At 64.7% G+C, this 25,989-nt stretch carries 27 protein-coding genes and 1 pseudogene; 11 read left to right on the top strand and 17 right to left on the bottom strand.

Translation table 11 applies throughout. The features are described 5' to 3' along the window. Positions 1-13: 13 nt before the first annotated feature. Positions 14-808, bottom strand: a complete 795-nt coding sequence (locus H3H45_RS09015) for a lysophospholipid acyltransferase family protein (RefSeq protein ID WP_182833401.1) — start codon at positions 806-808, stop codon at positions 14-16. A gap of 125 nt (positions 809-933) precedes the next feature. On the opposite strand from H3H45_RS09015, the gene H3H45_RS09010 reads away from it, so the two are divergent. After that, positions 934-1,788, top strand: coding sequence for a sulfurtransferase (locus H3H45_RS09010; protein WP_182833400.1), 855 nt, complete (start codon positions 934-936; stop codon positions 1,786-1,788). Positions 1,789-1,885: 97 nt separating this feature from the next. Here H3H45_RS09010 and H3H45_RS09005 read toward each other — a convergent pair whose 3' ends face one another. After that, a complete protein-coding gene (locus H3H45_RS09005; protein WP_182833399.1) occupies positions 1,886-2,635 on the bottom strand; it encodes an AraC family transcriptional regulator in 750 nt (249 codons plus the stop codon). A 143-nt stretch (positions 2,636-2,778) separates the two neighbouring features. On the opposite strand from H3H45_RS09005, the gene H3H45_RS09000 reads away from it, so the two are divergent. From H3H45_RS09000 to cmoB, 7 genes are all read left to right on the top strand, one after another. Beyond that, on the top strand, positions 2,779-3,870 hold the full coding sequence (locus H3H45_RS09000; RefSeq protein ID WP_182833398.1) for a methyl-accepting chemotaxis protein: 1,092 nt from the start codon (positions 2,779-2,781) through the stop codon (positions 3,868-3,870). Beyond that, positions 3,867-4,568, top strand: coding sequence for a hypothetical protein (locus H3H45_RS08995; protein ID WP_182833397.1), 702 nt, complete (start codon positions 3,867-3,869; stop codon positions 4,566-4,568). Before H3H45_RS09000 ends, H3H45_RS08995 begins: the two co-directional genes overlap by 4 nt. A 62-nt stretch (positions 4,569-4,630) precedes the next feature. After that, complete coding sequence (locus tag H3H45_RS08990; RefSeq protein WP_182833396.1) at positions 4,631-5,032, top strand: protease inhibitor I42 family protein; 402 nt, start codon at positions 4,631-4,633, stop codon at positions 5,030-5,032. 87 nt (positions 5,033-5,119) lie between these two features. Next, entirely contained in the window at positions 5,120-5,803 is a 684-nt protein-coding gene (locus tag H3H45_RS08985) for a lysoplasmalogenase (RefSeq protein ID WP_182833395.1), read from the top strand. Positions 5,804-5,979: 176 nt separating this feature from the next. Then, a complete protein-coding gene (locus tag H3H45_RS08980; protein ID WP_182833394.1) occupies positions 5,980-6,549 on the top strand; it encodes a hypothetical protein in 570 nt (189 codons plus the stop codon). Between the two features lie 68 nt (positions 6,550-6,617). Further along, positions 6,618-7,361 (top strand): carboxy-S-adenosyl-L-methionine synthase CmoA, encoded by a 744-nt coding sequence (cmoA, locus tag H3H45_RS08975; protein WP_182833393.1) that lies wholly within the window; start codon positions 6,618-6,620, stop codon positions 7,359-7,361. Next, a complete protein-coding gene (gene cmoB / locus H3H45_RS08970; RefSeq protein WP_182833392.1) occupies positions 7,358-8,326 on the top strand; it encodes a tRNA 5-methoxyuridine(34)/uridine 5-oxyacetic acid(34) synthase CmoB in 969 nt (322 codons plus the stop codon). The genes cmoA and cmoB overlap by 4 nt, the downstream gene beginning before the upstream one ends. 65 nt (positions 8,327-8,391) lie before the next feature. Here the strand turns inward: cmoB and H3H45_RS08965 are convergent, their stop codons facing one another. Then, positions 8,392-9,228, bottom strand: coding sequence for a CvfB family protein (locus H3H45_RS08965; RefSeq protein WP_182833391.1), 837 nt, complete (start codon positions 9,226-9,228; stop codon positions 8,392-8,394). A gap of 255 nt (positions 9,229-9,483) precedes the next feature. Between H3H45_RS08965 and H3H45_RS08960 the strand changes: the two genes are divergently transcribed. Beyond that, a complete protein-coding gene (locus H3H45_RS08960; protein ID WP_182833390.1) occupies positions 9,484-11,685 on the top strand; it encodes an LTA synthase family protein in 2,202 nt (733 codons plus the stop codon). A gap of 129 nt (positions 11,686-11,814) precedes the next feature. After that, positions 11,815-12,831 carry a type I glyceraldehyde-3-phosphate dehydrogenase gene (gap, locus tag H3H45_RS08955; RefSeq protein WP_182833389.1) on the top strand — a complete coding sequence of 339 codons (1,017 nt, stop codon included), beginning with the start codon at positions 11,815-11,817 and terminating at the stop codon, positions 12,829-12,831. 13 nt (positions 12,832-12,844) lie between these two features. On the opposite strand, the gene H3H45_RS08950 is transcribed toward gap, so the two are convergent. The 10 genes from H3H45_RS08950 to H3H45_RS08905 all read right to left on the bottom strand — a co-directional run bounded on the left by H3H45_RS08950 (position 12,845) and on the right by H3H45_RS08905 (position 21,829). Continuing rightward, on the bottom strand, positions 12,845-13,306 hold the full coding sequence (locus H3H45_RS08950; RefSeq protein ID WP_182833892.1) for a GNAT family N-acetyltransferase: 462 nt from the start codon (positions 13,304-13,306) through the stop codon (positions 12,845-12,847). Between the two features lie 41 nt (positions 13,307-13,347). Continuing rightward, positions 13,348-14,442, bottom strand: a complete 1,095-nt coding sequence (locus H3H45_RS08945) for a PLP-dependent cysteine synthase family protein (protein WP_182833388.1) — start codon at positions 14,440-14,442, stop codon at positions 13,348-13,350. Between the two features lie 9 nt (positions 14,443-14,451). Then, positions 14,452-15,357, bottom strand: a complete 906-nt coding sequence (locus H3H45_RS08940; RefSeq protein WP_182833387.1) for a DMT family transporter — start codon at positions 15,355-15,357, stop codon at positions 14,452-14,454. Positions 15,358-15,434: 77 nt separating this feature from the next. Next, positions 15,435-15,767, bottom strand: a complete 333-nt coding sequence (locus H3H45_RS08935; protein WP_182833386.1) for a Na+/H+ antiporter subunit G — start codon at positions 15,765-15,767, stop codon at positions 15,435-15,437. Next, positions 15,764-16,033 carry a K+/H+ antiporter subunit F gene (locus H3H45_RS08930; RefSeq protein WP_182833385.1) on the bottom strand — a complete coding sequence of 90 codons (270 nt, stop codon included), beginning with the start codon at positions 16,031-16,033 and terminating at the stop codon, positions 15,764-15,766. The genes H3H45_RS08935 and H3H45_RS08930 overlap by 4 nt, the downstream gene beginning before the upstream one ends. Further along, positions 16,018-16,515, bottom strand: a complete 498-nt coding sequence (locus H3H45_RS08925) for a Na+/H+ antiporter subunit E (RefSeq protein ID WP_182833384.1) — start codon at positions 16,513-16,515, stop codon at positions 16,018-16,020. Before H3H45_RS08925 ends, H3H45_RS08930 begins: the two co-directional genes overlap by 16 nt. After that, positions 16,512-18,011 carry a monovalent cation/H+ antiporter subunit D gene (locus tag H3H45_RS08920; RefSeq protein ID WP_182833383.1) on the bottom strand — a complete coding sequence of 500 codons (1,500 nt, stop codon included), beginning with the start codon at positions 18,009-18,011 and terminating at the stop codon, positions 16,512-16,514. Before H3H45_RS08920 ends, H3H45_RS08925 begins: the two co-directional genes overlap by 4 nt. Then, positions 18,008-18,343 (bottom strand): Na+/H+ antiporter subunit C, encoded by a 336-nt coding sequence (locus tag H3H45_RS08915; RefSeq protein ID WP_182833382.1) that lies wholly within the window; start codon positions 18,341-18,343, stop codon positions 18,008-18,010. Before H3H45_RS08915 ends, H3H45_RS08920 begins: the two co-directional genes overlap by 4 nt. Then, a complete protein-coding gene (locus H3H45_RS08910) occupies positions 18,343-21,138 on the bottom strand; it encodes a monovalent cation/H+ antiporter subunit A (RefSeq protein WP_182833381.1) in 2,796 nt (931 codons plus the stop codon). The genes H3H45_RS08915 and H3H45_RS08910 overlap by 1 nt, the downstream gene beginning before the upstream one ends. A 226-nt stretch (positions 21,139-21,364) precedes the next feature. After that, the gene (locus H3H45_RS08905; protein ID WP_182833380.1) at positions 21,365-21,829 is read right to left on the bottom strand and encodes an outer membrane lipoprotein; all 465 of its coding nucleotides are present in this window, start codon (positions 21,827-21,829) and stop codon (positions 21,365-21,367) included. A gap of 160 nt (positions 21,830-21,989) precedes the next feature. Here H3H45_RS08905 and H3H45_RS08900 point away from each other — a divergent pair, with 160 nt between their 5' ends. Continuing rightward, positions 21,990-22,226 (top strand): hypothetical protein, encoded by a 237-nt coding sequence (locus H3H45_RS08900; RefSeq protein ID WP_182833379.1) that lies wholly within the window; start codon positions 21,990-21,992, stop codon positions 22,224-22,226. On the opposite strand, the gene H3H45_RS08895 is transcribed toward H3H45_RS08900, so the two are convergent. The 4 genes and pseudogenes from H3H45_RS08895 to H3H45_RS08880 form a co-directional block, all read right to left on the bottom strand. Further along, the gene (locus tag H3H45_RS08895; protein ID WP_182833378.1) at positions 22,211-23,350 is read right to left on the bottom strand and encodes a glycerate kinase; all 1,140 of its coding nucleotides are present in this window, start codon (positions 23,348-23,350) and stop codon (positions 22,211-22,213) included. The two genes, H3H45_RS08900 and H3H45_RS08895, sit on opposite strands and share 16 nt — an antisense overlap. 28 nt (positions 23,351-23,378) lie before the next feature. Continuing rightward, a complete protein-coding gene (gene pdxH, locus H3H45_RS08890; protein ID WP_182833377.1) occupies positions 23,379-24,026 on the bottom strand; it encodes a pyridoxamine 5'-phosphate oxidase in 648 nt (215 codons plus the stop codon). Between the two features lie 31 nt (positions 24,027-24,057). Continuing rightward, positions 24,058-24,753 (bottom strand): annotated as a pseudogene (locus H3H45_RS08885) (OmpA family protein); the annotation flags it as partial. Positions 24,754-24,776: 23 nt separating this feature from the next. Further along, positions 24,777-25,922 carry a serine hydrolase domain-containing protein gene (locus H3H45_RS08880; RefSeq protein WP_182833375.1) on the bottom strand — a complete coding sequence of 382 codons (1,146 nt, stop codon included), beginning with the start codon at positions 25,920-25,922 and terminating at the stop codon, positions 24,777-24,779. Between the last annotated feature and the right edge of the window lie 67 nt (positions 25,923-25,989).

The raw sequence follows: 25,989 nt of genomic DNA, 5'->3' as shown, positions 1-25,989 counted from the left end.
CATGGCGGATGCCTCAGGCCGCTTGCGGCCGCAAGGGCTGCCTGACCGGCAGCCTGCTGCCCTGCTCACCCAGCAAGCCCTGCATGCACGCGCGCACTTCGGCCATCAGCTCGGGCAGTTGCTCGGGAGTGTAGCGGCTGGCATCAATCGGTTCGCCAACATGCAGTTCCACCGGCAAACCCAGGTTGAAACGCCAGCTGCGCGCTGGCAGCACCTCGTGGATACCGCGAAAGACCATCGGCACGATCAGCGCATTGGTATCCAGAGCCAGGTGGAAACAGCCTTTCTTGAATGGCAGCAACTGGCCATCTTTGGAGCGCGTACCCTCCGGGGCGGCCCAGAGGACGATGCCGCTTTCCATCATGGCCTTGGCCACCTGCAGATCCTGGCGCGCCTGCTGCGGGTTGTGCCGGTCCACCGAGGGGAACTCGGCCGCGCGAATCGCCGCGCCGAACAGCGGAATGCCAAACAACTCCTTCTTCGCCAGCATGCGGATCGAGCCCGGCAAGGCGACGAAACTGGCGGGAATGTCGTACTGGCTGGCATGGCTGCTGAGCAGGATGTAGCGCCGGCCGTCGTTGAAGTCCGGTAGCGCGCCGTGCTGGCTCAGGCGCATACGCACCAGACGCAGCAGCAGGCCGGACCAGCGCCGCGTATAGCGATCGACATCGGCACGGCGCAGGCGCCCGCAGGCGGCGCGCAACAGCACCAGGCTGCAGAAATACAGGGTCAGCAGGGTGGAGCCGACCAGCACACCGATGCGTCGCGCCAAGTTGGCGCTTTCAATGACAGGGGGCAGATTGAGCATGGCAAACGTCCTCGCATGGCACTCGCCACCGCTGGCACGGGGGAGCACTTCTGATCATGCCGCGCGACAGCGGGCGCAGCTGTTTCTATGATGCTCATCGGCAATCTTTCGACACAGGAGTTCCCATGCCGCTCGCGCAACTGCTCACCGCCGCCGCTCTTCATGACCGACTGAACACGCCAGGGCTGGTGATCCTCGACTGTCGCTTCGCCCTCGACGATCCCAGTTACGGCGCACGCAGCTACGGCGAAGGGCATATCCCCGGTGCGCAGTTCGCCGACCTGGAGCGCGATCTGTCCGGCCCGATACTCAAGGGCGTGACCGGCCGCCACCCGCTACCGGATGCCCAGCAACTGCAAGACCAGCTGCGCGCCTGGGGCATCAGCCAGGACAGTGACGTGGTGCTGTACGACGATGGCCCGGGTGCCTTCGCCGCACGCGCCTGGTGGCTGCTGGCCTGGCTGGGCAAGCGCGAAGGGGTGTACCTACTGGATGGCGGACTGAAAGCCTGGAAAGACGCCGGCCTGCCCCTCGACAGCAACGTGCCAAGCCTGCCGCGCGGCAACTTCAGCGGCCAGCCGGACAACCGCCTGCTGCTGGATGCCCCACAACTGCAGCAGCGTCTCGGTAACAGCGAGCTGACCCTGCTCGACGCCCGCGCCCTGCCACGTTTTCGTGGTGAGGTGGAGCCGCTGGACCCGGTCGCCGGGCATATCCCCGGTGCGCAGTGCGCGGTATTCACCGACAACCTCGGCAGCGACGGGCGCTTCCTGCCGGCAGCACAGCTGCAGCAGCGCTTCGCCGCCCTGCTCGGCGACAAGCCTGTGGAATCGTTGGTGGCCTACTGCGGTTCGGGGGTGACGGCCTGCCATAACCTGTTCGCCATGAGCCTGGCCGGCTACCCGCTGGCGCCGCTGTATGCCGGCTCCTGGAGTGAGTGGATCACTGATCCGACGCGCCCGGTGGCCATCGGCGATTAAGAATCGGATATGCAGGAGCGAGCTCTGCTCGCGAATGGCGGCGCCGTTTCAAAACCAACGAGACGGCAGTGGCAATGTTCGCGAGCAGAGCTCGCTCCTACTGATTGCGCAGGCGCTTGGGCGTTAGCCCCAGGTAGCGGCGCATGGCCGTGGTCAGCGCGCTCTGGCTGGAGAAGCCACACTCCTCGGCGATCCGCACCAGCGGCAGTGGGCTCTCGCGCAGCAGGCGGGCGGCGCGATCGAGGCGGGTTTTCAGCAGGTACTGGTGCGGCGTCAGGCCGAGGCTGTCCTTGAACTGCGCATGGAAATGGCTCGGGCTAAGACAGGCCACCTGGGCCAGTTCGATCACCGTGATACGCCGCGCCAGGTGTTCGGCGATATAGCGGTCGAGCCGCTCGACATCCAGGGCACCAGCGGGTGCAGCGGCCTGCTTACCGAACAGACGCAGGTGCAGGGCACGCAGCAGCACGCCGCCAAGGGCGCGGGCCAGGTGTGGGTCGCTGCCATAGCGCGCCAGCTCGGCACCGGCATAGCTCAGCAGGTTCTGGAAATCGGCATCCAGCGCCGGGTAGCGCGGGCTTTCGAACAGCTGGGCCAGCAGTAGCAGGTCTTCTGCCGGGGTGTCCTGCTCATCGAGGTCGAGAATCAGCATGCGGTTCTCGCCCATGCCGGCGAACTGGTGCTCGGCATCGCCCGGTACCAGACAGGCGCGCATGCGGCAAACCTCGCCGCCACGGCCATTGACCTCGAATTCCGCGCGCCCCGACAGCGACATCACCAACTGGTGATAGTCGTGGGCATGTTCATGGGCCTGGTTGTCCAGACACAGCAGACGGGCGTTGAGCATTCTCTTCACCGACAAAGAGCAAAGGCGCACTTTATCGGGTTGCACCTGGTTGCAACAAGACATCAGCAGAGGTTGCGACGAATGGCGGCTGGCCAGCATCTTGCTTCGCCCTGGGCATTAATCTGCCCAGCTGGACAACTCTCATGCTCGAACTCGGTATCTACTGCCTGCAACGCTGCGGCCCACTGCGCGCCTTGCCGCTCCTGGGGCTGGCACTGGCCAGCACCCTGCTGGCGCTGCTCGACCAGAGCAGTGCAGCCGTCTGCCTGTTGCTCATCCTGTTTTATCTGGGCAGTGCGCAAAGCCTCAGCTGGCGGCGTCAGCAGCAGGAACAGCAGCATCTGCTGCAACAGCTAGCCCAGCTGTTCGGCGGACAGGCCGAACGCAGCCACCTGCTGGTCAAGTGCGACGACGAACAGCGCGGCGCCGAACGCCTGCGCAGCGAAGTGCAGTTCGCCGCCCAGTCACTGGAACATATGGCCGAACAGACCGAGCAACAGGGCGAGGCACAGAGCCTGCGGGTCAACATGATTGCCACCGCCAGCGAGGAAATCAGCCAGACCCTGCTGCATATCGGCGACCTGGCCGAACAGGCGCTGCAAGCCTTCGAGCGCATGCACCAAATGAGTGACAGCGGTCGCCAGGACGCCCAATCAGTGGGCAACGAGATGCAAAGCATTCAACTCAGCCTCGGTCGCACCGCTGCAGCAGTGCGTCAGCTGCTGCAACACAGCAGTGCCGTCGAGCAGTCCGTGCAACTGATTCAGGCACTGGCCAAGCAGACCCAACTGCTCGCCCTCAATGCGTCCATCGAAGCCGCCCGAGCCGGCGAGCAGGGTCGTGGCTTCGCCGTGGTCGCCGAGGAAGTGCGCAACCTGGCGCAATCCACCTCGGCCGCAGCCGTGGAGATCACCGGCGCAGTCGGCGCCATCGGCCAGGCCGTGCAGCATGTGCAGCTGGAGGTCGACGAACACCAGCAGCTGCTCGCCAACGGCTGCCAGCAGAGCCTGGCACTGGCCAACCGGCTGCAGCAGCAAGCCGACTTCAGCACGCAGAACCTGCAGAGTTTCGGGGTGATGCGCCAGGCCCTCAGCGAACACACCCAGGCCAACCAGTCACTCAACCAGCAACTGCATGAGATCGGTGCAGCGCTCGGTCAACAGAGCACGCAGAATCGCGAACTGCATAACCTCACCCACTACCTGACGCGCCTGACCGAGGGAGCCAGACAATGACACCGACCCTCCTGGCCTTGGCCGGCACCGGCGCCACTCTGCTGGTACTGATACTGCTCCAGCAGTCCATCGCCCACCGCCAGACCCGGCAACGCCAGCAAGACTTGCAGCAAGCGCTGGTACACAGCCTGGAGCTGCTGCAGCGCCTACAGAAACACCGTGGCCTCGGCGGCCAGAACAGCAACGATGCGCGCAACCAGTGCCGCAACCTGGCCCTGGAACTGGATGGCCTGTGGCGCAGCCTGCCCGGCGCCGCTGGCGAACTGGCCGAACTGCAACCGGCCTGGCGGGCCCTGCAGCAACAAGCGGGCGACTTCGACGGCCACTGCCGCCTGATCGAGCGCCTGCTGATCCTGATCCAGCTGTTCGAGCTGCGCCTGAGCGGCCCGCTGCACAGTGACCTGGGCATCGCCAGCAGCTGCCGGGAGCTGGAAGAGCTGGCGCGCCTGCGTGGCCTGGCCGTGCGTGGTGCCAGCGCCGAGCGCTGCCCATTGCCCCTGCAAGTACAACTGCGCTACCTGAGCCTGCGCCTACAGTCACGCGCCAGCCGCAACACGGCCCTGGCCCGGGCACTGGACAGCCTGCGGCGGCAATTGATCGATCCGCCACGGGTCGCCATAGCACCGGCGGAATGCTTCAGCCTGCTGACCCCGCTGATCGACGAGCAGCTCGGTCAGTTGCGCCAGCGCCTGGCCTGAACACCCAACAGCGTCACCGATAAGGCTATGCTGTGCGGGCTTTCGATCCACAGGAGTCCGCCATGAGCACCGCCTACCGCCTGCTGCTACCCGCCAGCGTCATCCTCCTTGCAGCCTGTACCCATCAGCCGCAAACGAGTCTCAGCGTGCAGGAAAAGCAGCTGGGCAAATGCCCCATGGAACTGAGCACGGGCCAGACCTTGGTGATTTCCCTGCCCAGCAACCCGACTACCGGTTTCCGCTGGGTGGTGGCCGACGCGGCGCCAGGCGTGCTGCGCAGCCTTGGCCCGGAGGTCTACACCACCCCGGAAGACGCTGGCCTGGTCGGCAGTGCCGGCCAGTCGACCTGGCGCTACCAGGCATACCAGAAAGGCAACGGGCGTTTGCTGATGCAGTACCAGCGGCCCTGGGAAGTCGACGTGGCGCCGGCGAAGACCATCGATTGCCAGGTCACGGTGGACTGACGCCATTGGCCAGGCTCTCTGGCGTGTAGCGCCCTGCTCTTGCTCACCCCAGCAGCAATAATGGGTAAAACAAGAGAGCCTCCCACCATGCGTCCACTGTTCTGTCTGCTTGCACTCGGCGGCGTCCTGCTGTTTGTCCTCGGCCTGCACCTCGAACTCAAGTGGTTGTGCCTGCTGAGCAAACCCTTGCCGGTGATCGCCCTGCTGCTGTGGCTGCGCACGGTAGCCGCCTCGGCGTACCGACGCTGGATCAGCATCGGCCTGCTGTTCTCCCTGCTCGGCGATGTGCTGCTGGAGTGGCCGGCCAACCTGTTCGTCTTCGGCCTGGGGGCATTCCTGATAGCTCATCTGGCCTATCTGCTCGCCTACCTCGGTGAGAGCCGGCGCCTGGCACCGCTGGCCCTGTTGTTGGCATTTGCGGTAGCCGGCAGCATGTTCAGCGTGCTGGCTAGCTCCGGCCTGGGTGACCTGCTGATTCCCGTGGCGTTCTACAGCCTGGCCATCGGCTGCATGCTCTGGCGCGCCCTCGCTCGCCTGGGAACACTCGGCATCGCCACCCGCTCGGCCTGGCTGGCGGCAGGGGGCGCGTTGCTGTTCGTGCTGTCGGACAGCCTGATCGGTATCAACCGCTTCGTCGCTCCGTTCGATGGCGCCCGCTACGCCATCATCCTCAGCTACTGGCTGGGCCAGTTGGGCATTGCCGCCTCAGTGATAGCACTGCAAGCGGGTGCTGCTCAGCCGGCCGAAGCATCCTCACTGGCAACCCGATGAGCTGCCAGCTGCGGCCTCTGCCATAAGCCGAGGCCTGCTGCACGAACCTGCGGCAAGGCTGTGCAATACAGCCGCCACCACTGATCACGTCTATTGACCACTAGTCTTGAAGATGAGACGGCAAGCCACTGTCAAATCGTCTATAGAGAGAAGGCAGGACTTATCAGGAGAGGAAAATGCGCGCCACTACATGGGTTATCGTGCTGTTCCCATTGGTATGGTTGCCGGGGTGCAGCAGCCTGCTACCCAGCGAGCGCGCCGAGGTGCTTTCCCCCTTCAATGACTATCTCGATGCAGAGATCCGCTACGCCCAGGCACAGACGGGCAAGACCACTCGTTCGGAGCTTTTTTCGCTGGGTTTCGACCCGCTGGCCCAGGGCAACGGCAAGATGCTTTCGTTCATCGACCTGCGCCTGATGTTCGTGCAACCCAACGTGCCCATCAGCTACCTGCCCGACGGCCTGATCCAGTGTCTGGAAGCCAAGGATCGCTGCATCGGCTACGCCTTCGACTTCAACAAGACCGATACCCAGCGGGTCGGCAACTTCTGGGCCGACGTCCTCAACTTCCGCAAGAAGCGCGAGCTACAGGGCTGGGCCTTCCGCGCCGTGTTCGTGCTGGTCGACGATACCCTGGTACACAAGGTCAGCAACGGCGAGCCGAACATTCGCCGCTATGAGGTCAAGCGCAATCCGCTGGGCCCGCTGCAGGGCGCTGGCGAGTTCTTTTCCGACCAGTTGAAGTGATGGTGGTTGGGCCTGGGCCGGCACTTGGCTAAAATGCCGGCCTTTTCGCCAGAACCGCCGGAATCGCCGTGACCACCCAGCCCGACCGCCTCTTCGCCCAGCCGCACTCCGAGTTGCAGGACTTCGCCTTCAACGAGGACGTGGTGCGCGTGTTCCCGGACATGATCAAGCGTTCGGTGCCGGGCTATCCGACCATTGTCGAAAACATCGGCGTGCTGGCCGCGCAGTTCGCCCAGCCAAACTCGGTACTCTACGACCTGGGCAGCTCGCTCGGCGCGGTGACCCAGGCCCTGCGCCGGCATGTGCGCACCGAAGGCTGCCGGGTGATCGCGGTGGACAACTCGCATGCCATGGTCGAGCGCTGCCGCGAATACCTGCACGCCCAGGACTCGATGTTCCAGGAGCTGCTGCCGGTGGACGTGCAGGAGGGCGACATTCTCGCCCTGGACTTTGCCCCGACGTCCCTGGTGGCGCTGAACTTCACCCTGCAGTTCATCGACCCCGAACAGCGCCTGCCCCTGCTCACGCGCATCCGCCAGGCCCTGCTGCCGGGCGGCGCGCTGATCCTCTCGGAAAAACTGCGCTTCGAGGACGAGCAGCAGCACACCCTGCTCACCGACCTGCACATCGCCTTCAAACGCGCCAACGGCTACAGCGAACTGGAAATCGCCCAGAAACGCAGCGCCCTGGAAAACGTGATGAAGCCGGACAGCCTGGAACAGCATCGCGAACGCCTGCTTGCCGCCGGTTTCAGCCAGGTGGTGCCGTGGTTCCAGTGCCTCAACTTCGCCTCGCTGGTGGCCCTGCCATGATTGCCGCCCTCGACCTCGACGCACTGCAACAAACCCTGGCCGGCAGCCCGCTGCAGGATTGGGCGGCCGACCTGCCGGCACAGATCGACGCCAAGCTGGCGGTCGGTCACGGCGACCTGCAGCGCTGGTATGCCGCCGTGCAGAGCCTGCCGACACTGAACGTCGAACGCCAGGAGCTGCGCGATCAGCTGCTACTCGACGGCCCCTGCGATGAAGCCAGCCGCGCCAAGCTGCTCGGCGCCCTGCAGGGCCTGATTCCCTGGCGCAAGGGGCCGTTCGACCTGTTCGGCGTGCACATCGACACCGAATGGCGCTCGGACTGGAAATGGTCGCGGGTCGCTCCGCATCTGGACCTGCAGAACAAGCGTGTGCTGGATGTCGGCTGCGGCAACGGTTACTACCTGTGGCGCATGCTCGGTGCCGGCGCTGGCAGCGTGGTCGGTATCGACCCCAACTGGCTATTCCTCAACCAGTTCCTCGCCGTCAAACGCTACCTGCCGGACCTGCCGGCCTGGCACCTGCCACTGGCCCTGGAAGAACTTCCAGCCAAACTCGAAGGCTTCGACACGGTGTTTTCCATGGGCGTGCTGTATCACCGTCGTTCGCCCATCGACCATCTGCTGGAATTGAAGGACTGCCTGCGCAAGGGCGGCGAACTGGTGCTGGAAACCCTGGTGGTGGAAGGCGACGCTCAGCAGGTGCTGGTACCGGAAGACCGCTACGCGATGATGCGCAATGTCTGGTTCCTGCCTTCGGTGCCGGCGCTGGAGCTGTGGCTACGGCGCGCCGGTTTCGTCGATGTGCAGTGCGTGGACGTGTCGGTGACCAGCATCGAGGAACAGCGCGCCACCGACTGGATGCGCTTCCAATCGCTGCCGGATTTCCTCGACCCGGCCGACCACAGCCGCACGCTCGAAGGCCTGCCGGCGCCGACCCGCGCCGTGCTGGTGGCGCGCAAGCCGTAATCGCCGCACTCAGAACAGGATGGTGGAAAACCGCAAAGCGTTTTCCACCATCCTGATGCCTGACCTCAGACCAGCTCGATACGATCGTCGTGAATGACGATCAGCCCCTGCTTGAACAGTCCACCAATGGCCTTCTTGAAGTTGCCCTTGCTCACCCCGAACGCCTGGGTGATGGCTTCTGGCGGGCTCTTGTCGCTCAGTGCCAGGCTGCCGCCCTGCTCGCGCAGGCGGGTGAGAATCTGCTCACCTAGGCTACCGGTCGCTTCCTGGCCAACCGGCTGCAGACTCAGGCTGATCTTGCCGTCGGCGCGCAGCTCCTTGATGTAGCCCTTCTCCTGCATGCCGTTGCGCAGGAACTTGAACACTTCGTTCTTGTGGATCAGGCCCCAGTGCTGGTTATTGATGATGGCCTTGAAGCCCATGTCGGTCTTCTCCACCACCAGCAGGTCCACTGCATCGCCGACCTTGTAGCGCGGCGGGGTGTTGTCCAGGTAGCGATCCAGGCGGGCGGTGGCGGTAATGCGTTTGCTGCGCTTGTCGAGGTAGACATGCACCACGCAGTAATCACCTGCCTGCAGCGGGCGCTTCTCTTCCGAGTGCGGCAGCAGCAGATCCTTGGGCAGGCCCCAGTCGAGGAACAGGCCGACACTATTGATCTCCACCACTTTCAGGCTGGCGAAGCCGCCGACCTGAGCCTTGGGCTTTTCGGTGGTGGCGATCAGACGGTCCTCACTGTCCAGATAGACGAAGACGTTGAGCCAATCGCCGATATCGCTCGGTTCGCCCTTGGGTACGTAACGGTTGGGCAGGAGGATCTCGCCGTCGGCACCGCCGTCCAGATAAAGGCCGAAGTCGGTCTGTTTGACCACCTGAAGAGAGTTGTAGCGCCCGATCAGAGCCATGTTCACCACCTTGTCTGCAAGGCCGGCATTCTACCCGTTGCCACCTACGCGCGCTGCCCCGGGAGGCAAAAGGCTCACGGAAGCGCTAACCGATCATCGCCCCGCATGACCATTTCGCGAGCGAAACCCCTTGGTTGCGCATTCGCCACTGGCGGTTAGCACAGGCATGTTTCAGAATCATGGCAGGCAGCAACTTCGGCTCGCCGAACTTGTCTTAGCTGTACGGATTCTCGCTGTCTGATCTCAGGAGTTCCTTTGCGCCCCTTTGGCCACTGGCTGCCTTACCCTGCCGCGTCGCTCACCGCCCTCGGCCTGCTGTTCATCGTGCTCCCCCTTGCCACTCGTTACTGGCTGGGCTGGTCGGATCTGGCTGGCTATATCTCGGACCTGGGCATCGGTAGTCTGTTCCTGCTGCTCAGCTATCGCCGCCCGCTGCTGGCCGTGCCGTTGATGCTGATCTGGGGCCTGATGCTGCTCGGCAGCGCCGAACTGGTGAGCGCCGTGGGTCGCATGCCGGAGCCTGGCGATCTCAAGTACCTCTCCGATCCGCAATTCGTCAGCCGCTCGACCCAGGGCAGTGGCATCACTTATCCGCTGCTGGCTATCGCCCTTATCGCTGCTGCACTGGCCTGCCTGCTGACCGGGCGCAAACGCTGGCCTGCCCTGCCACGTTACAGCGCCTTGCTGCCGGCGGTACTGCTGGTGGGTCATGCGGCCGACCAATACCTCAATCCGAGCGAAGTGGATCAGTGGAAGCAGTTCAACCTTCCCCACAAGCTGCTGGCGGAAAGCATCAATAACACCCAGCTGGGCATCGAGGACTGGCTCGCTGGCGATGAGGCCAACAGCCCGCCGGATATCGCTGGCCTGGCCCGTCTCGACCTCAGCGGCACTCCGCTGCTGGATGGCGCCGGCAAGGCACGCAACGTGCTGATCATCACCCTGGAAGGCATTCCCGGCGCCTATATCGCGGCCAACCGCGCGGCGATCAACAGCAGCTACAAGGAAGACCTGATGCCGCGCCTGAGCCAGTGGGCCGAGCGCAGCATGAACACGCCGGACTACGTGCTGCACAGCCACCAGACCATTCGCGGCCTGTACGCCATGCTCTGCGGCGACTACAGCAAACTCGACTCGGGCACGCCCAAGGGCGTCGAACTACTGAACAACCCGGCCCGCAGCGAACAGTGCCTACCGGCTCAGATGCGCTCCCAGGGTTTCAGCACGCACTTTCTGCAGGGCGCCGGGCTGCGTTTCATGGCCAAGGACCAGATCATGCCGCAGATGGGCTTCCAGCAGACCCATGGCCGCGACTGGTTCCGCAACAAGCCCTACCTGGAATTCCCCTGGGGCATGGACGACCGCGCCTACTTCGAAGGGGCACTGGGTTACGTCAAGCAACTGCGCCAGAAAAAACAGCCCTGGATGCTCACCCTGTTGACCGTTGGCACCCATCAGCCCTACTCCGCCCCAGCCGAGTACCTGAGCCGCTACCCCACCGCCAAACAGGCCGCCATCGGCTACCTGGACGATGCCGTGGCCGACTTCCTCGGCGCCCTGGAAAATCAGGGCGTGCTCAAGGACACCCTGGTCATCGTCACCTCCGACGAGTCCCACGGCCTGGGCGATGTACGCCTGGCATCGGCCTGGGGTTTCAGCTTGGTGCTGGCGCCGGAACAGGCCAAGCTGCCGAAACTCAAGCCAGGCGTCTATGGTCATGTCGACCTGACAGCCTCGGTACTCGACTACTTCGCCCTGCCGGTGCCGGACAACATTTCCGGACGCTCGCTGTTTCGCAGCTACAACACACCACGGGAAATCATTTCCTACACCAACGGCATGCTGCGCCAGCATGACGGCAAGGTGTTCACCGAATGCAATTTCCAGAAGACCTGCCGCCGCTACGCCAGCAGCAGCTTCATTGCCGACAGCGCCGAGTACCTGGGCCGAGTCAGTGGCAAGCAGGCACGCCTGGTCAGCCAGCGCGCCGCCCTGCTCGACCAGTCGATCAGCGGCGGGCAGGTCGGCCAGCGCTATCAGTTCGCTAATCGCGAGCGCATCGATCTCAAGGCCGAGTCCCGCGACGACTGGGCCGACAACCTGATCGGCGCGCAGTACCTGGAAATGCCCGAAGGCACCCGCACCCGCGTGACCCTGAAGATCGAGGCCGTACGGCTCGACCGCAACGGCGCCAACCTGCGTCTGAAAACCAAGGAATTCGACCGTGACGTAGAACTGGCCATCCCCGAACTACCAGCCCTGCAACGCGGCAAGTCGGTCGTGCTGAGTTTCGACTTCGACAACCCAAAAACGCGCAAGGCGTTCTCCTTCCACCTGCTCGGCGAAGGTCGCGGCGCCATCCGCATCAGCGACTTCAGCGTGGTCACGGAACCATTGCCGCCAGAGCTGATCGCCGTGCAGGCTCCGGAAGATGCCGTGGAAAACCTGGCGCACTGAGCGCGAAGGCGCCATCACTAGCCCTCAAGATGAGGGCTTCACGCTGGTTTGAATCTTCTGCCCAGCCTCTGACGCAGCATCTGCATCCGGCGCCTATGCTCTAGGCAAACCAGCAAGTCGGAGACTGCCATGCTGCGTATTGCCCTCAATGGATATGGGCGCATTGGCCGCGCCCTGGTTCGTGCGCTATTCGAACGTGGACTGGAAAACCAGCTGCACGTCGAAGCGATCAACGAACTCGGTGAATTCAAGACCCTTGCCCACCTGACCCGCTTCGACTCCACCTTTGGCCGCTTCCACGGCCATGTCGACCTGCACGATGACATCCTCCAGGTGCACGGCCAGTCGATCCGCCTGTTCGGCGAGAAAGACATCATCCAGCTGCCCTGGAAGCAGCTGGCCGTGGATGTGGTGATCGACTGCACCGGACGCCTGAAAAAACGCGTGCTGGCCGAACAGCATCTGGCCGCCGGCGCCCCACGGGTACTGCTCTCGCACCCGCTGGATACGGCCGACCTGACCGTAGTCTACGGCGTCAACCACCACCTGCTGGGCAACCAGCAGATCGTCTCCAACGCCTCCTGCACCACCAACTGCCTGGCGCCACTGGCGCAGGTGCTGCACACCGCGGTAGGCATCCGCCAGGGCCTGATGACCACGGTGCATGCCTACACCAACGACCAGAACCTGCTGGACAAGACCCACAACGACCTCTATCGCGCCCGCGCCGCGGCCCTGTCGATGATTCCCACCAGCACCGGTGCGGCCAAGGCGATAGGCCTGGTCATCCCGGAGCTGGCCGGCCGCCTGGATGGCCTGGCGATTCGCGTGCCGACCGCCAACGTGTCGCTGCTCGACCTGACCTTCCACAGCGAGCACCCGACCAGCCGCGAGGCGATCAACGACACCCTGAGCAAAGCCGCCCGGCAATTCCCGCTGGGGGTGATGGAATGCAACGACCTGCCCCTGGTGTCCTGCGACTTCAATGGCTACCCGGTGTCCTGCGTGGTCGACCTCAACCACACCCGCGTGCAGGGCACCGACCTGGTCAAGGTGCTGGCCTGGTACGACAACGAATGGGCGTTCGCCAACCGCCTGCTGGATGTGCTGCTGGCCTGGCTCAAGCCGCAGGGGCCAAGCCTGTAGCAGCCGGCTGCCTTTACTCGACCTGCAGGTAGCACAGCGTGGTGCGCCGCGAGCCATTGGCGCGGCGCTCGGGGTCGGCAAAGGTGCGTACCTCGACGAAACCGGCCTTGCGCATCATCCCCGCCGAGCCGGGATTCTCCTCGTGGCGTTCGATGTAGATGTCGCGTATTCCCTGCGCCACCAGCTGGTTCACCGCCTCCCCCAGTAGCCGAGAGCCCAGGCCCTGGCCCGCCAGGTCGCGGTGCACCACCGCCTCGCCGATGTAGCCCTGGGGCAGATCGCGACGCGGCGCCGGCTGGTAATCGCGGCAGTTGCTGCTGGGCAGGAAGGTGACGAACCCGACCAGTTCCCCCGCTTGCTCGGCCAGTACGGCCTGCACACTGCCCTCGACTATGCCGTGCAGATGCCCCAGCACCGCCTCCTGCGGCAGGTAGTTCCAGGGGTTGGCGCCATGTTCGAAGATCAAGGCGGCCATCGCCGGCACATCCGCCGGCTCTGCCAGGCGGCTGGCGGGATTCACAGGCCGGCCCGGCGCAAATGGTCCGGCAAGGCGATGCCCCGCTCGGCGCAGGCGGCGATGCCATCGATCAGCGGCGCCAGCTCGAAGCCCTCGGCCTGCAGCCAGCTGGCATCGTAATAACTGGTGGCGTAACGCTCACCGCCATCACAGAGAATCGCAACCAGCGAGCCCTGTTCGCCGGCCGCCCGCATCTGCTGCGCGGCCAGCAGCGCGCCCACCAGGTTGGTGCCACTGGAAGCGCCAACCCGGCGCCCCAGGCGCTGCGCCAGGTAATGCATGGCCGCCAGCGACAGGGCGTCCGGCACCTGGCACATGGCGTCGATCACCTGGGGCAGGAACGAGGGTTCGACCCGGGGCCGACCGATGCCCTCGATGCGCGAGCCGCAGTCCAGAGTCAGGCTGCGGTCGCCGCTGAGGTAGCTGTCGAAGAACACCGAGCGCTCGGCATCGGCGCACAGCACCCGGGTGGCGAGCTGGCGGTAGCGCACGTAGCGCCCGAGGGTAGCCAGGGTGCCACCGGTGCCGGGGCTGGACACCAGCCAGCTGGGCTCGGGGAACCGCTCGTGGCGCATCTGCTGGAAGATCGACTCGGCGATATTGTTGTTGGCGCGCCAGTCGGTGGCGCGCTCGGCGTAGGTGAACTGGTCCATGAAATGACCGCCGTGCGCGGCGGCCAGGCGCCGGGACTCGGCGTGGATCTGCGTCGGGTCGGCGACCAGATGGGCCTGGCCACCGTAGAAGGCGATCTGCGCCAGCTTCTCGCGGGCCGTGCTGGCCGGCACCACGGCGATGAAAGGCAGGCCGAGCAGGCGGGCGAAATAGGCCTCGGAGATCGCCGTGGAGCCGCTGGACGCCTCGATCACCGGGGCGCCCGGCTTGAGCCAGCCATTGCACAGGGCATAGAGAAACAGCGAGCGGGCCAGGCGGTGCTTGAGGCTGCCGGTGGGGTGGCTGGACTCGTCCTTGAAGTACAGCTCGATGCCGGCAAAGCCCGGCAGCGCCAGGGGGATCAGGTGGGTGTCGGCGCTGCGCTGGAAGTCCGCCTCGATGATGCGCACGGCTTCACGGGTCCATTGACGGCTATCGCTCATGACTGTTCCTCAATCGAGAATCCCGGCTGGCGGCGGCACCTGGCTGCGCCACTGGCTCAGCGCCACGCCGGCGAACACCAGTGCCGCCGCCAGGTATTGCAACGGACTGAGGCGTTCCCCCAGCAGCAGCGCGGCGAAGAGCAGGGTGAACACCGGGATCAGGTTGGTGAACCCCGACGCCTGGCTGGCCGGCAGGCGGCTCACCCCATAGTTATAGAGGCCATAGGCACCCACCGTGACCACCAGGCCGAGGTACACCACCGAGCCGACGCCGAGGACACTGAACTGACTGGGCAGCGGCTCGGTAACCAGCGCCAGCGGCAGGAAGAACAGCGAACCAATGAAGGCCTGCATGGCGGTGAGGATGAATGGCGAGTAGCGCTGAGAGAGAAATTTCAGCAGCAGCGTGTAGCCCATGGCACACAGCATGGCGAGGAATTCGTAAAAGTTGCCCAGCAGTGGCGCCGGCGCACTGCTGCTGGCCTCGCCGGCCAGGCTCAGCCACACCGCGCCGACCACCGCCAGGAGAAAGCCTGCCAGGGTGGTGCGAGTGATGCGTTCATGCAGGAACAGATAGGCGCCCATCGCCACCAGCAACGGCAACAGCGCGGTGATCATCCCGGCCTGAGCGGCGCTGGTGTGCTGCAACGCCAGTGCCTCGAAGATGAAGTACAGACAGGGCTCGCAAGCAGTCAGGGCGAGCAGGTATTTCCAGTCACCGGCGCGATAGTCGAGCCGTCCCCGCCAGCGCCAGGCCAGCAGAAACACCAGGCTGCCCAGGGCCATGCGACCGAAGATCACCCACATCGGCGGCAGTTCGCTGAAGGCGAACTTGAGGGCGATGAACGAACTGCCCCACAGGGCCATCGCCACCACCAGACACACCATTGCCACCCACCGCCCCTGCCAGGTCATCGCCTACCTCCGCCAAAGAGGCAAGTGTAGAGCGCACGAGCAATTCCCCGACAGGCACAGCGGTGCAGCAAAACTGTTTACTGCTGCCAGGGTTTGCCGCGGGTCTTCTGCTCCAGCGGCAACTGGTGCAGCACCGCGGCCTTGGCCAACATGTAGGCGCTGACCGGCGCGCTGATAAACAGGAACAGGCTGATCAGCAGCTCGTGGGAGCTCAGGGTCTGCTCACCTACGCTGAAGAAGATCAGCGAGGCTACCACCATGCCACCCACACCCAAGGTGGTGGCCTTCGTCGGGCCATGCAGACGCATGAAGAAGTCCGGCAGGCGGTACAGGCCGATCGCGCCGATCAGCACGAAGGCGCTGCCGAGCAACAGCAACAGCGAAACGAGGATTTCCAGCCACAGGCTCATTCGATGATGTCTCCGCGCAACATGTACTTGGCCAGCGCCACAGTGCTGACGAAACCGAGCACGGCGATCAACAGCGCCACCTCGAAGAACAGCTCGCTACCCTGCCAGATACCGTAGAGGATGATCAAAGCGATGGCATTGATATACAGGGTATCCAGCGCCAGCACCCGGTCCGGCAGGCTCGGGCCCTTGACCAGACGCGCCGCCGCCAGCAGCAGAGCCAGGCCGAGCATGGCCAGGCACAGCGGGATCACGTAGGCGAGCATGGGAATATCTCCTTCAGCGGCGCCTCGTAGCGCTGCTTGATCTCGTCGATCATGGCTTGCGGGTCCGGCACATCGAGGCCGTGGACCAGCAGGGTGCGCTTATCCAGGCTGAGGTCGGCGGCCAGCGAGCCGGGGGTCAGCGATACCACGCTGACCAGCACGCTGATGGCCAGTTCGTTATCCAGTTCGATCGGCACCTCGACAAAGCCGGGACGCAGGGTCTTCATCCGGCCCAGGGTCAGGCGCGCGACATGGAAGTTGGCCACCAGGATGTCGCCTACCACCAGCAGCAGGAAACGCAGCAGCTTGAGCGGTTTCCAGCCCTTGGGATGTTCGATCAGCAGGCGCTTGAACAGCAGTGGAATGACGATCGCCAGTACGCTGCCGAGCAACCAATGGCCAAAGGCGAAAGTGTCCACCAGCAGCATCCAGGTCAGCAACAGCAACAGGCTATGCGCCGGATGCGGTAACCAGCGGCTCATGGTGCACCCTCCGCGAGAATGGCCCGGTACTGGGCGATGTCATGCAGCTGGGCTGCGGCAGCCTTGGTGTAGTCGATCAGCGGCGCGGCCAGCACGACCAGAAGCAGGCTGCAGGCCAGCAGCAACAGGGTCACGAGCAGGCGCCCGCGATCCAGCTCGGCGCTGTCCAGGGTACTGCGTCCGACCCGCCAGAACAGCGTGCTACCGGCACGACTGAGCGCCACCAGGGTGCACAAGCCCGCCCCCAGCAACACGCTCCACAAGGCCAGCGCCGAACCACCGGGCGGCACCGCCTGGAGCAACAGCAGCTTGGCGAAGAAACCGGACAAGGGTGGCAGACCGACCACCGCAATCGCGCCGAAGAAGAACAGCGCGCCGAGCAGCATCGGATGTTCCAGCGCGGGGCCCTGCACCAGCTCGCCGGCCTGGTCGCCACGCTGGCGCGCCAGCAGGTCGGCGAACAGAAACAGGCCGCCGGCGACCCAGGTGCTGTGCAGCAGGTAAAACAGCGCCGCCGCCTGTGCCTCGATCGTGCCCAGGGCGATGACTGCCAGCAGCGTGCCGGCAGACACCACCACCAGGTAGGCCAGCAGGCTCTGCAGGGTACGCGCCGCCAGTGCACCGCACGCCCCCAGCAGCACGCTCGCCAGCGCCATTGGCCACAGCCAGGCCTGAGCCAGGTTGGCCAGCAGGCCAGCAGCGTCGCCGAACACCTGCGTATACACGCGCAGGATCGCGTAGATACCAACCTTGGTCATGATCGCGAACAGCGCCGCCACCGGTGCCCCGGCCACCGCATAGGCGCGCGGCAACCAGAAGTACAGCGGCAGCAGCGCCGCCTTGAGGGCGAACACCAGCAGCAGGAGCAACCCTGCCGCGGCCAGCAGCGGCGCCGTATCGGCCGTCGCGGCAGCCACCTGCACGGACAGATCGGCCATATTCAGGGTGCCGGTCAGGCCATAGAGCGTACCGACCGCAATCAGGAACAGCGCCGAACCACACAGGTTGAGCACCACGTAATGCAGCCCTGCCCTCACCCGCTGCGCGCCGCCGCCATGCAGCAGCAGGGCGTAGGAGGCAATCAGCAGAATTTCGAAGAACACGAACAGGTTGAACAGGTCGCCGGTAAGGAAGGCACCGTTGACCCCGAGCAACTGGAACTGGAACAACGCATGGAAACGCGGCCCGGCGCGGTCATCGCCGCGCACCGCGTACAGCACTGCGGCGCTGGCCAGCACCGCAGTGGCCAACAGCATCAGCGCGGCCAGGCGATCGAGCACCAGCACGATACCGAACGGCGGACGCCAGTCACCCAACGCATAGACCTGCAAGGGGCCGCTATCGGCCTGAACCAGCAGGGCCAAGCTCAGCGGCAACAGGGCCAGGGTGGCGAGCACCGACAGGCCGCGCTTGACCCGCTCGTAGGACGGCAGCACCAGCAGCAGGCCGCCACAGAACAGCGGCAGCAGGATGGGCAGGATCAGCCAGTGACTCACCGTGGCGCCTCCTCATCCGGCTGCCCGTCGACATGGTCATTACCCAGGTCGGCAACGCCACGCAGGGCCAACACCACCAGGAACGCGGTCATGGCGAAGCCAATGACGATGGCGGTGAGCACCAGCGCCTGCGGCACCGGATCGGCCGGAACGCCACCCTGCCCCAGCACCGCCGGCGAGCCGCTCAGACGGCCCATGGCGAACAGGAACAGGTTGACCGCATAGGACAGCAACGTCAGCCCCAGCACTACGGCAAAGGTGCGCGCGCGCAGCAACAGGTACACGCCGCTGGCGGTGAGCAGGCCCAGGGTCACGGCAAACAGCGCCTCCATCAGTGAATCTCCTCGCTGGCAGGCGGGGCTAGGCTGACCCGCCCCAGGTTGACCAGGATCAGCAGCGTGGCGCCCACCACCGTGAAAAACACGCCGAGATCGAACAGCATGGCCGTGGCCAGTTCGAACTCGCCCACCAGCGGCAGTTCGAAGTGGCCGAACGCGGTGGTCAGGAACGGCCGGCCGAAGGCCCAGCTGCCCAGCCCGGTGAGCCCGGCGAGCAACACGCCGAGGCCAGCCATGCGCTGGTAGTTGAGCGGCAGACGCTCCTCGACCCAGGCTACGCCATTGGCAATGAATTGCAGGATCAGCGCCACCGCGGTGATCAGCCCGGCGATGAAGCCGCCACCCGGCAGGTTGTGCCCTCGCAGGAAGATGAACACCGAGATCAGAATTGCCAGCGGCAGCAGCAGGCGCGACAGGGTCTTGAGGATCAGCGGGTACTTGGCCCAGGCCCAACGCCGCCCTTGCGGGTCGCAGGTCGGATTGCGCAGATGTAGGCCATTGAGCATGGCGACGATGCCCACCGCGGCAATCGCCAGCACGGTGATCTCGCCCAGGGTATCGAAGCCGCGGAAGTCGACCAGAATCACATTGACCACGTTGGTGCCACCGCCGCCACTGACGCTATTGGCCAGGAAGAACTCGGCAATCCCGGCATAGGGCCGGGTCAGCACGCCATATGCCAGCAAGGCCACCATCACCCCACAGCCGCCGGCCAGGATGAAGTCGCGCAGACCGCGCAGGCTGGAGCTTTCCTCCGGCGTGCGCGACGGCAGGTAATACAGTGCCAGCACCAGCAGCACCAGGGTCACCAGCTCGACCACCAGCTGGGTCAGCGCCAGGTCCGGTGCGGAAAAACGGGCGAAGGCCAACGCCACCAGCATGCCACCGACGCCGAGGATCAGCAGCGCGACCAGGCGCTGGCGATGGAAGATCGCGGTCAGCACGCCACTGGCCGCCAGCAGCACCAGCCCTAGGGCGGTGATGCCATCCAGCGGCGTCAGTACCCGATCGCCACCCAACTGCGCCAGGGGCGCCAGAGCGACGCCGCTCACTACCAGAGCGCTGCCCAGCAGCAGCGCCAGGTAGCGCTGCTGCGAGCCATTTTCCAGCAAGCCGGTCAGCCAACGGGCGAAGGCCGTGACCCGCTGTACCTGCTGCTCGAAAATCAGCTTGGCATCCACTTCCGGCAGACCGGCATACCAGCGGAACAGCGGCTGGCGGCAGACATACACGAGGATGCCGCCCAGCAGTGCCACGCAGCTCATCAGTAGCGGCAGATTGAGGCCGTGCCAGACCGCCAGGTCATAGGCCGGCAGCGTGCCGCCCAGACTGGCCTGCGCCGCCACCGCCAGCAGCGGTGCCACGGTGTAGCCAGGCAACATGCCGACCAGCAGGCAGAGAAACACCAGGATCTCAACTGGCACTTTCATGTAACGCGGCGGCTCGTGGGGCGGGAACTTGGGCAGGTTGACTGGCTCGCCATTAAAGAACACGTCGTGCACGAAGCGCAGCGAGTAGGCCACCGAGAACACCCCGGCCAGCACTGCGGCTGCCGGGATCACCCAGTTGAAGCTACCCAGCTGGGCCTGCTGCAGCGCCTCGCCAAAAAACATCTCCTTGCTCAGAAAGCCATTAAGCAGCGGCACCCCAGCCATCGCCGAGGACGCCACCATGGCCAGCACTGCGGTGTGCGGCAGGTACTTCCACATGCCATTGATGCGGCGCATGTCGCGGCTGCCGGTCTCATGGTCGATGATCCCCGCCGCCATGAACAACGAAGCCTTGAAGGTCGCGTGGTTGATGATGTGGAACACCGCAGCGACGTTGGAAAGCGGTGAGTCGAGGCCAAACAGCAGGGTGATCAGACCCAGGTGGCTGATGGTCGAGTACGCTAGCAAACCCTTGAGGTCGTGCTGGAACAGCGCCATGAATGCGCCCAGCAATAGGGTCGCCAAGCCAGCGAGGCTGACCAGGTAGAACCACAGGTCTGAGCCGGACAACGCTGGATACAGCCGTGCGAGGAGGAACACTCCGGCCTTGACCATGGTCGCCGAGTGCAGATAGGCCGACACCGGAGTCGGTGCAGCCATCGCGTGAGGCAGCCAGAAATGGAAGGGAAACTGCGCCGATTTGGTGAAGGCCCCCAGCAGCACCAGTACCAGCGCCACGGGATAGAGCGCGTGGGCGCGGATCAGATCGCCGCTGGCCAGCACTGTGCTCAGCTCGAAACTGCCGACCATGTGGCCTATCAGCAGGATACCGGCAAGCAAGGCCAAGCCACCGCCGCCGGTCACCGCCAGGGCCATGCGCGCGCCCTTGCGGGCGTCGCTGCGCTCCCCCCAGAAGCCGATCAGGAGGAACGACGACAGGCTGGTCAGCTCCCAGAAGGTAAGCATCAACAGCAGGTTTTCCGACAGCACCACGCCGAGCATGGCGCCCATGAACAGCAGTAGGTAGCTGAAGAAGCGGCCGATCGGCTCGCGCTCGGAGAGGTAGTAGCGGGCGTAGAGGATGACCAGCAGGCCGATGCCGAGGATCAGCAGGGCAAACAGCAAGGCCAGGCCATCCAGGCGCAGCGACAGATTGAAACCCAGCTGTGGCAGCCAAGGCTGACTCACCAGCAGCACCTCGCCGGCGAATACCTGCGGGGCCAGCCACAGCAGCCAACTCAGGGCGAGCAGCGGTGCCAGAGCAGTGGCCATGCTACAGGCCAGACGGCCATGGCGCTCGAACAGGACGGGAAGCAAGGCGCCGAGAAACGGCAATCCGACGATGAGCAACAGCTCCATTGACTCTCCCCACAGCAGGCCTGCAGCGGCCCGCCGGGTGCCGGCGATGCCTGCGCAGAACCAATCGTCCTGAACGCCTCTGCGCCTTCAGCGCAAAACTAGTCGCCGATTATCCATAACCACAGGGGGCAAGTCATGGATGAATTATTACTAAAATTTATCTAAACACTAGAGACTGATAGAGCCACTAGTGAAACGGCCCGAAAAATATCGGGCCGTTTGGCTATCAGTGAGCGACGCGGCTAGTGCCGTCGACGGTCATGATGCGTACACGCTCACCAACGCGAAAAATCTCGTTCTCCTGCACTTGCTGCACGTAGGCGCGCAGGGTGCCGTCGTCTTCACGCACGGTGATTTCCACGCCCTGGGTACGGGTCAGACCTTCTTCGGTCATGGAACCGAGCAGGCCGCCAGCCACGGCGCCAATCACCGCGGCCACCACCGAACCGCGGCCACCGCCGACAGTGCTGCCGGCCACGCCACCCACCACGGCACCGGCGCCGGCGCCGATTGGCGTCTTGGTGCCTTCGATCTTCACCGGGCGCAGCGACTCGATGGTGCCCATGCGCACGGTCTGCACCTTGCGCGCTTCGTCGCGGCTGTAGCTATCGCCACTGAGGTTGGAGGCACAGCCGCCCAACGTCAGAGCCAGAGCGGTGAAGGTTGCAGTCAACAGCATGGATTTACGCATTGGGTTCTCTCCGTGTAAGACAGTGAACATTAGACCGCGCCCATTGCGCTCTGTCACCGCTGCCCTGCTCTGAATATAGAGGATGGTCGCGACAATAGGTCCGATTCCCGGCGGCGCACTGATTGATTAGGGTAAAGCCAGCAATAGCACAGGATTTGCCATGGATTATTTCATCATCGTCATTACCACGGCCGCCGGCCTGTATTTTCACTGGTGGCTGTACGTGCGCATCAAGCGCTGGATGGATCGTGACCTGGCGTTATCGCTGGCCGACGGCGATCCAGCCAAGCGCGCCTATATGCTCGAGCGCCTGGCCGAAGCCAAGACCGCCGGCATCAAGTGCCGTGATCTACCCGCCTGGCTGCAGCAAGCCGCCGACACCTACCGCGCCGCCTGAGCCAGGCGCCACAGGCGGGCCAGATCGACACTGCGCGCTTCCAGTTGCTCTGCTGCCTCGCTGCAGGCCTGCTCCAGACTGAGCGGCCCTGGCGTAAGACTGAATGCGGCGGCAATGCCGGCACCATAAAGCGCCTGATAATCCTCACCCAGGCTACCCGCCAGGGCGATCACCGGCACCCCGGCAGCCTGGGCGATGCGGGCAACGCCAACCGGGGTCTTGCCGTGCAGGCTCTGCGCATCCAGGCGGCCTTCGCCGGTAATCAGCAGATCGGCCCCTTGCAGCGCTTGCGCCAGGCCAGACAGCTCGGCCACCAGTTCGATGCCAGGACGAAAGCTCGCGTGCAGGAAAGCCTTGCAGGCAAAGCCCACCCCACCCGCCGCACCGACACCCGGAGAGTCGCGGTGATCCTCACCCAGGATTGCGGCGACACACTGCGCATAGTGCGCCAGTGCGGCGTCGAGCCGTTCCACCTGAGCCGGACTGGCTCCCTTCTGCGGGCCGAATACCCGGGAGGCGCCACGCGGGCCACACAGCGGGTTGTCGACATCGGCCGCCACCTCGACCCGCACGTGCTGCAAGCGTGGGTCGAGGCCACTGATATCCAGGCGAACCAGCCCGGCCAGCGCCACACCGCCGGGTGCCAGTTCGGCGCCGTGACGATCGAGCAAGCGCACACCCAGCGCCTGCAGCAGACCGGCACCGCCATCGTTAGTGGCACTGCCACCCAGACCGAGAATGATCCGCGTGGCGCCCGCATCCAGGGCCTGGCGGATCAGTTCACCGGTTCCGTAAGTACCGGTACGGGTAGCATCGCGCTGGGCGGGCGCGACCCAGTGCAGGCCACTGGCGGCGGCCATTTCGAGCACTGCAGTGGCGTTGTCCAGCCAGCCCCAGTGCGCGCGCACCGGCGTGCCGAGCGGACCACGCACCTGGCACTCGCGGCGTTCGCCACCGACTGCGGCGAGCAGCGCATCGACCGTGCCCTCGCCACCATCGGCCATAGGCAGCAGAATGATCTCGGCCTGCGGAAACACCTGTCGCCAGCCGCGAGCAATCGCCTCAGCCACTGCGGCGGCGCCGAGACTCTCCTTGAAAGAGTCGGGAGCGATAACGATCTTCATGGCTGCCGCGCCAGGTGCAGGACGCGGTTCAGGGCGCGAGACGCTCGCGCTGCCAGGCGTCGTTCAGCAGGCGATAGTTGAGACGGTCGTGCAGGCGACTGGCCCGGCCCTGCCAGAACTCGATGCGCTCGGGCAACAGGCGATAGCCGCCCCAGTGCGGCGGGCAATGCGGGGCGCTATCGAGGAAACGGCGCTCGGTTTCCGCGAGCAGGCCTTCCAGCTCGGCGCGATCGGCAATCACCCGACTCTGCGGCGAGGCCCAGGCACCCAGGCGACTACCCAGCGGGCGCACCTGGAAGTAGGCATCGGATTCCTCGGCACTGACCTTCTCCACCCGCCCTTCGATGCGCACCTGGCGCTCCAGGCTGGGCCAGAAGAAGGTCATGGCGGCAAACGGACGAGCCGCGAGCTGCTCACCCTTGGCGCTGTCGTAATTGCTGAAGAAGGTGAAGCCGTGCTCGTCCAGGCCCTTTAGCAGCAGAACCCGGCAATGCGGACGACCTTCTTCATCGACCGTGGCCAGGGTCATGGCATTCGGCTCAACCGGCAACTGCTCGGTCTTCACCGCATCGGCAAACCATTGGCGAAACAGGCTGAACGGCTCGGCCGGGGCCTGTGTTTCACTGAGGCCATCGCGCGTGTAATCGCGGCGCATATCGGCAAGGGACTGGGCCATGGGACTCTCCTTGGAATGATGGCCCAGTTTATTCCGCCGCAACCTTGGTAGTTTGATCTGCGACAGTCTTGCTCGGAACAGCAGGCTGGTTGTACTTGGCCAGCAAGGCGACAAGGGTCGGCTTGGGCGTCAGGACGATTTCCACACGGCGGTTCAGGGCACGGCCTTCGTTGCTGTCGTTGGCGGCGCGCGGCATGTTCGAGCCTACGCCCTTGAGCAGCAGACGATCACGCTGCAGGCCACTGAGACGGAAGATCGAAGCTACGGCCTTGGCACGGTCTTCACTGAGTTTGCGGTTGTCTTCGACCTGGCCCTTGCTGTCGGCGTGACCAAGGATCAGTACGGCAGTGCGCGAGTCTTTCTCGAGAATCTTGGCCACCCGGGTGAAAGGACCGAGCACCGCCGGCATCAGCATGCTCGGGCGATCCGGATTGAACGAACTGTCCACCGGGGCCGTAACCACCAGCACGTTCTTCTGCCGTTCCAGCTGCATCTTGCTGCCTTTCAGCGCCTCGCGCAGGCGCGGCTCGTATTCGTCCAGCCAGGCATCGGTGAGCTGGTGGTCGATCTTCGGCGCCGCCGTTTTGGCCTTGGCCGTACTCTTTTCTGCCGAACTGAAGGGCCACCAGCTGTTGCTGGTGGAAGCGGAGTCACCGGCCTTGTCGGCAGAACCGGCACAGGCAGCAAGGCTGAAGCAGAACAGCAGGGCCAGAGAATTTTTACGCATTTCGACCTTCCACAAAACAGGGTTCAAAGACATTGAGCCAGCGCACGCGCCAGTTTCTGCGCACGCGGGTCCATCAATACATAGGGGCCAAGGCTGTTGGTAACAAAACCGAACGCGATATCGCGCTGCGGGTCGGCAAAGCCTACCGAACCACCCGCCCCCGGATGACCGAACGCCTTGCGCCCCAGGCCATAGGTGGCATTGGCCACGTCCGCCTGATCGAGCATGCAGCCCAGGCCAAAACGGGTGCGAGTGAGCAAAGTCTTGTCCTCGCCACAGGCATGCTCGCGGGTCATTTCATTGAGCTGCTCGGCCTCGAGCAGGCGCCCATCGAGCAGACCCGCATAGAAGCCGGCCAGTGCCCGCGCATTGCCGTGGCCATTGGCCGCCGGCTGCTGCATGCGCCGCCATTCCGGCTTATTGGTGCTGGTGAGGATAGACGGCGGGTTGGCGAACGCGCGCGTACTCATGGACGCCGGTTCGCTCATCATGCAACGCAACAGGCGCTGCGCCGCGGCATCGCCCATCTCGCCCTTCTTGCGGGCGATATGCGCTACGCGCTCGAATTCGCTGTCGGCCAGGCCGACATGAAAGTCCAGGCCCAGCGGCTTGGCGATACGCGCCACGATCGATTCGCCCGGGCCACGCCCGTCAATCCGCCGCAGAAGCTCGCCGATAAGCCATCCGTAGGTGATGGCGGCATAGCCATGGCCCGTGCCGGGTTCCCACCAGGGCTGCTCGCTGGCCAGGGCCGTGATCATCTGCTGCCAGTCATACAGCGCCTCGGCCGGCAGCATCTCGCGCAGGGCCGGCAAACCCGCGGTATGCGCCAGCAGCTGACGCGGGGTGATGCGCTCCTTGCCCGCGGCGGCAAACTCGGGCCAGTAATGCGCCACCGGCGCATCCAGATCGAGCTTGCCCTCGCCGACCAGTTGCAGGGCTGCGACGGCAGCGAAGGGTTTGGTGCAGGAAAACAGGTTGAGGATGGTGTCGCTGTGCCAGGCCTGCTCGCCGTCCTTGTCGGCCACACCGGCCCATAGATCGACCACGGTTTCCCCGCCAATCTGCACGCAGAGCGCGGCGCCGCGCTCCTGGATATCACTGAATAGCTCGCCGAACGCCTCTTTCAGCGTTTCGAAACGCAGGTCGAAATAGCCCTGGACTTGCAACCTGATACTCCTCGGTCAACCTGGCCGGCATTGTTCCAGTACCAGGCGCTCCTGTGAATCCTGGCTA

The organism is Aquipseudomonas guryensis (genome assembly GCF_014164785.1).
In the GTDB taxonomy this organism is placed as follows: domain Bacteria; phylum Pseudomonadota; class Gammaproteobacteria; order Pseudomonadales; family Pseudomonadaceae; genus Aquipseudomonas; species Aquipseudomonas guryensis.
This window is presented reverse-complemented; position numbering and strand designations above follow the sequence as displayed.

Excerpts from the sequence above, each read along its gene's own strand:
- H3H45_RS09015 (WP_182833401.1), bottom strand. The coding sequence starts at position 808 with ATGCTCAATCTGCCCCCTGTCATTGAAAGCGCCAACTTGGCGCGACGC.
- H3H45_RS09010 (WP_182833400.1), top strand. The coding sequence starts at position 934 with ATGCCGCTCGCGCAACTGCTCACCGCCGCCGCTCTTCATGACCGACTG.
- H3H45_RS09005 (WP_182833399.1), bottom strand. The coding sequence starts at position 2,635 with ATGCTCAACGCCCGTCTGCTGTGTCTGGACAACCAGGCCCATGAACAT.
- H3H45_RS09000 (WP_182833398.1), top strand. The coding sequence starts at position 2,779 with ATGCTCGAACTCGGTATCTACTGCCTGCAACGCTGCGGCCCACTGCGC.
- H3H45_RS08995 (WP_182833397.1), top strand. The coding sequence starts at position 3,867 with ATGACACCGACCCTCCTGGCCTTGGCCGGCACCGGCGCCACTCTGCTG.
- H3H45_RS08990 (WP_182833396.1), top strand. The coding sequence starts at position 4,631 with ATGAGCACCGCCTACCGCCTGCTGCTACCCGCCAGCGTCATCCTCCTT.
- H3H45_RS08985 (WP_182833395.1), top strand. The coding sequence starts at position 5,120 with ATGCGTCCACTGTTCTGTCTGCTTGCACTCGGCGGCGTCCTGCTGTTT.
- H3H45_RS08980 (WP_182833394.1), top strand. The coding sequence starts at position 5,980 with ATGCGCGCCACTACATGGGTTATCGTGCTGTTCCCATTGGTATGGTTG.
- cmoB (WP_182833392.1), top strand. The coding sequence starts at position 7,358 with ATGATTGCCGCCCTCGACCTCGACGCACTGCAACAAACCCTGGCCGGC.
- H3H45_RS08965 (WP_182833391.1), bottom strand. The coding sequence starts at position 9,228 with ATGGCTCTGATCGGGCGCTACAACTCTCTTCAGGTGGTCAAACAGACC.
- gap (WP_182833389.1), top strand. The coding sequence starts at position 11,815 with ATGCTGCGTATTGCCCTCAATGGATATGGGCGCATTGGCCGCGCCCTG.
- H3H45_RS08950 (WP_182833892.1), bottom strand. The coding sequence starts at position 13,306 with ATGGCCGCCTTGATCTTCGAACATGGCGCCAACCCCTGGAACTACCTG.
- H3H45_RS08945 (WP_182833388.1), bottom strand. The coding sequence starts at position 14,442 with ATGAGCGATAGCCGTCAATGGACCCGTGAAGCCGTGCGCATCATCGAG.
- H3H45_RS08940 (WP_182833387.1), bottom strand. The coding sequence starts at position 15,357 with ATGACCTGGCAGGGGCGGTGGGTGGCAATGGTGTGTCTGGTGGTGGCG.
- H3H45_RS08935 (WP_182833386.1), bottom strand. The coding sequence starts at position 15,767 with ATGAGCCTGTGGCTGGAAATCCTCGTTTCGCTGTTGCTGTTGCTCGGC.
- H3H45_RS08930 (WP_182833385.1), bottom strand. The coding sequence starts at position 16,033 with ATGCTCGCCTACGTGATCCCGCTGTGCCTGGCCATGCTCGGCCTGGCT.
- H3H45_RS08925 (WP_182833384.1), bottom strand. The coding sequence starts at position 16,515 with ATGAGCCGCTGGTTACCGCATCCGGCGCATAGCCTGTTGCTGTTGCTG.
- H3H45_RS08915 (WP_182833382.1), bottom strand. The coding sequence starts at position 18,343 with ATGGAGGCGCTGTTTGCCGTGACCCTGGGCCTGCTCACCGCCAGCGGC.
- H3H45_RS08910 (WP_182833381.1), bottom strand. The coding sequence starts at position 21,138 with ATGGAGCTGTTGCTCATCGTCGGATTGCCGTTTCTCGGCGCCTTGCTT.
- H3H45_RS08905 (WP_182833380.1), bottom strand. The coding sequence starts at position 21,829 with ATGCGTAAATCCATGCTGTTGACTGCAACCTTCACCGCTCTGGCTCTG.
- H3H45_RS08900 (WP_182833379.1), top strand. The coding sequence starts at position 21,990 with ATGGATTATTTCATCATCGTCATTACCACGGCCGCCGGCCTGTATTTT.
- H3H45_RS08895 (WP_182833378.1), bottom strand. The coding sequence starts at position 23,350 with ATGAAGATCGTTATCGCTCCCGACTCTTTCAAGGAGAGTCTCGGCGCC.
- pdxH (WP_182833377.1), bottom strand. The coding sequence starts at position 24,026 with ATGGCCCAGTCCCTTGCCGATATGCGCCGCGATTACACGCGCGATGGC.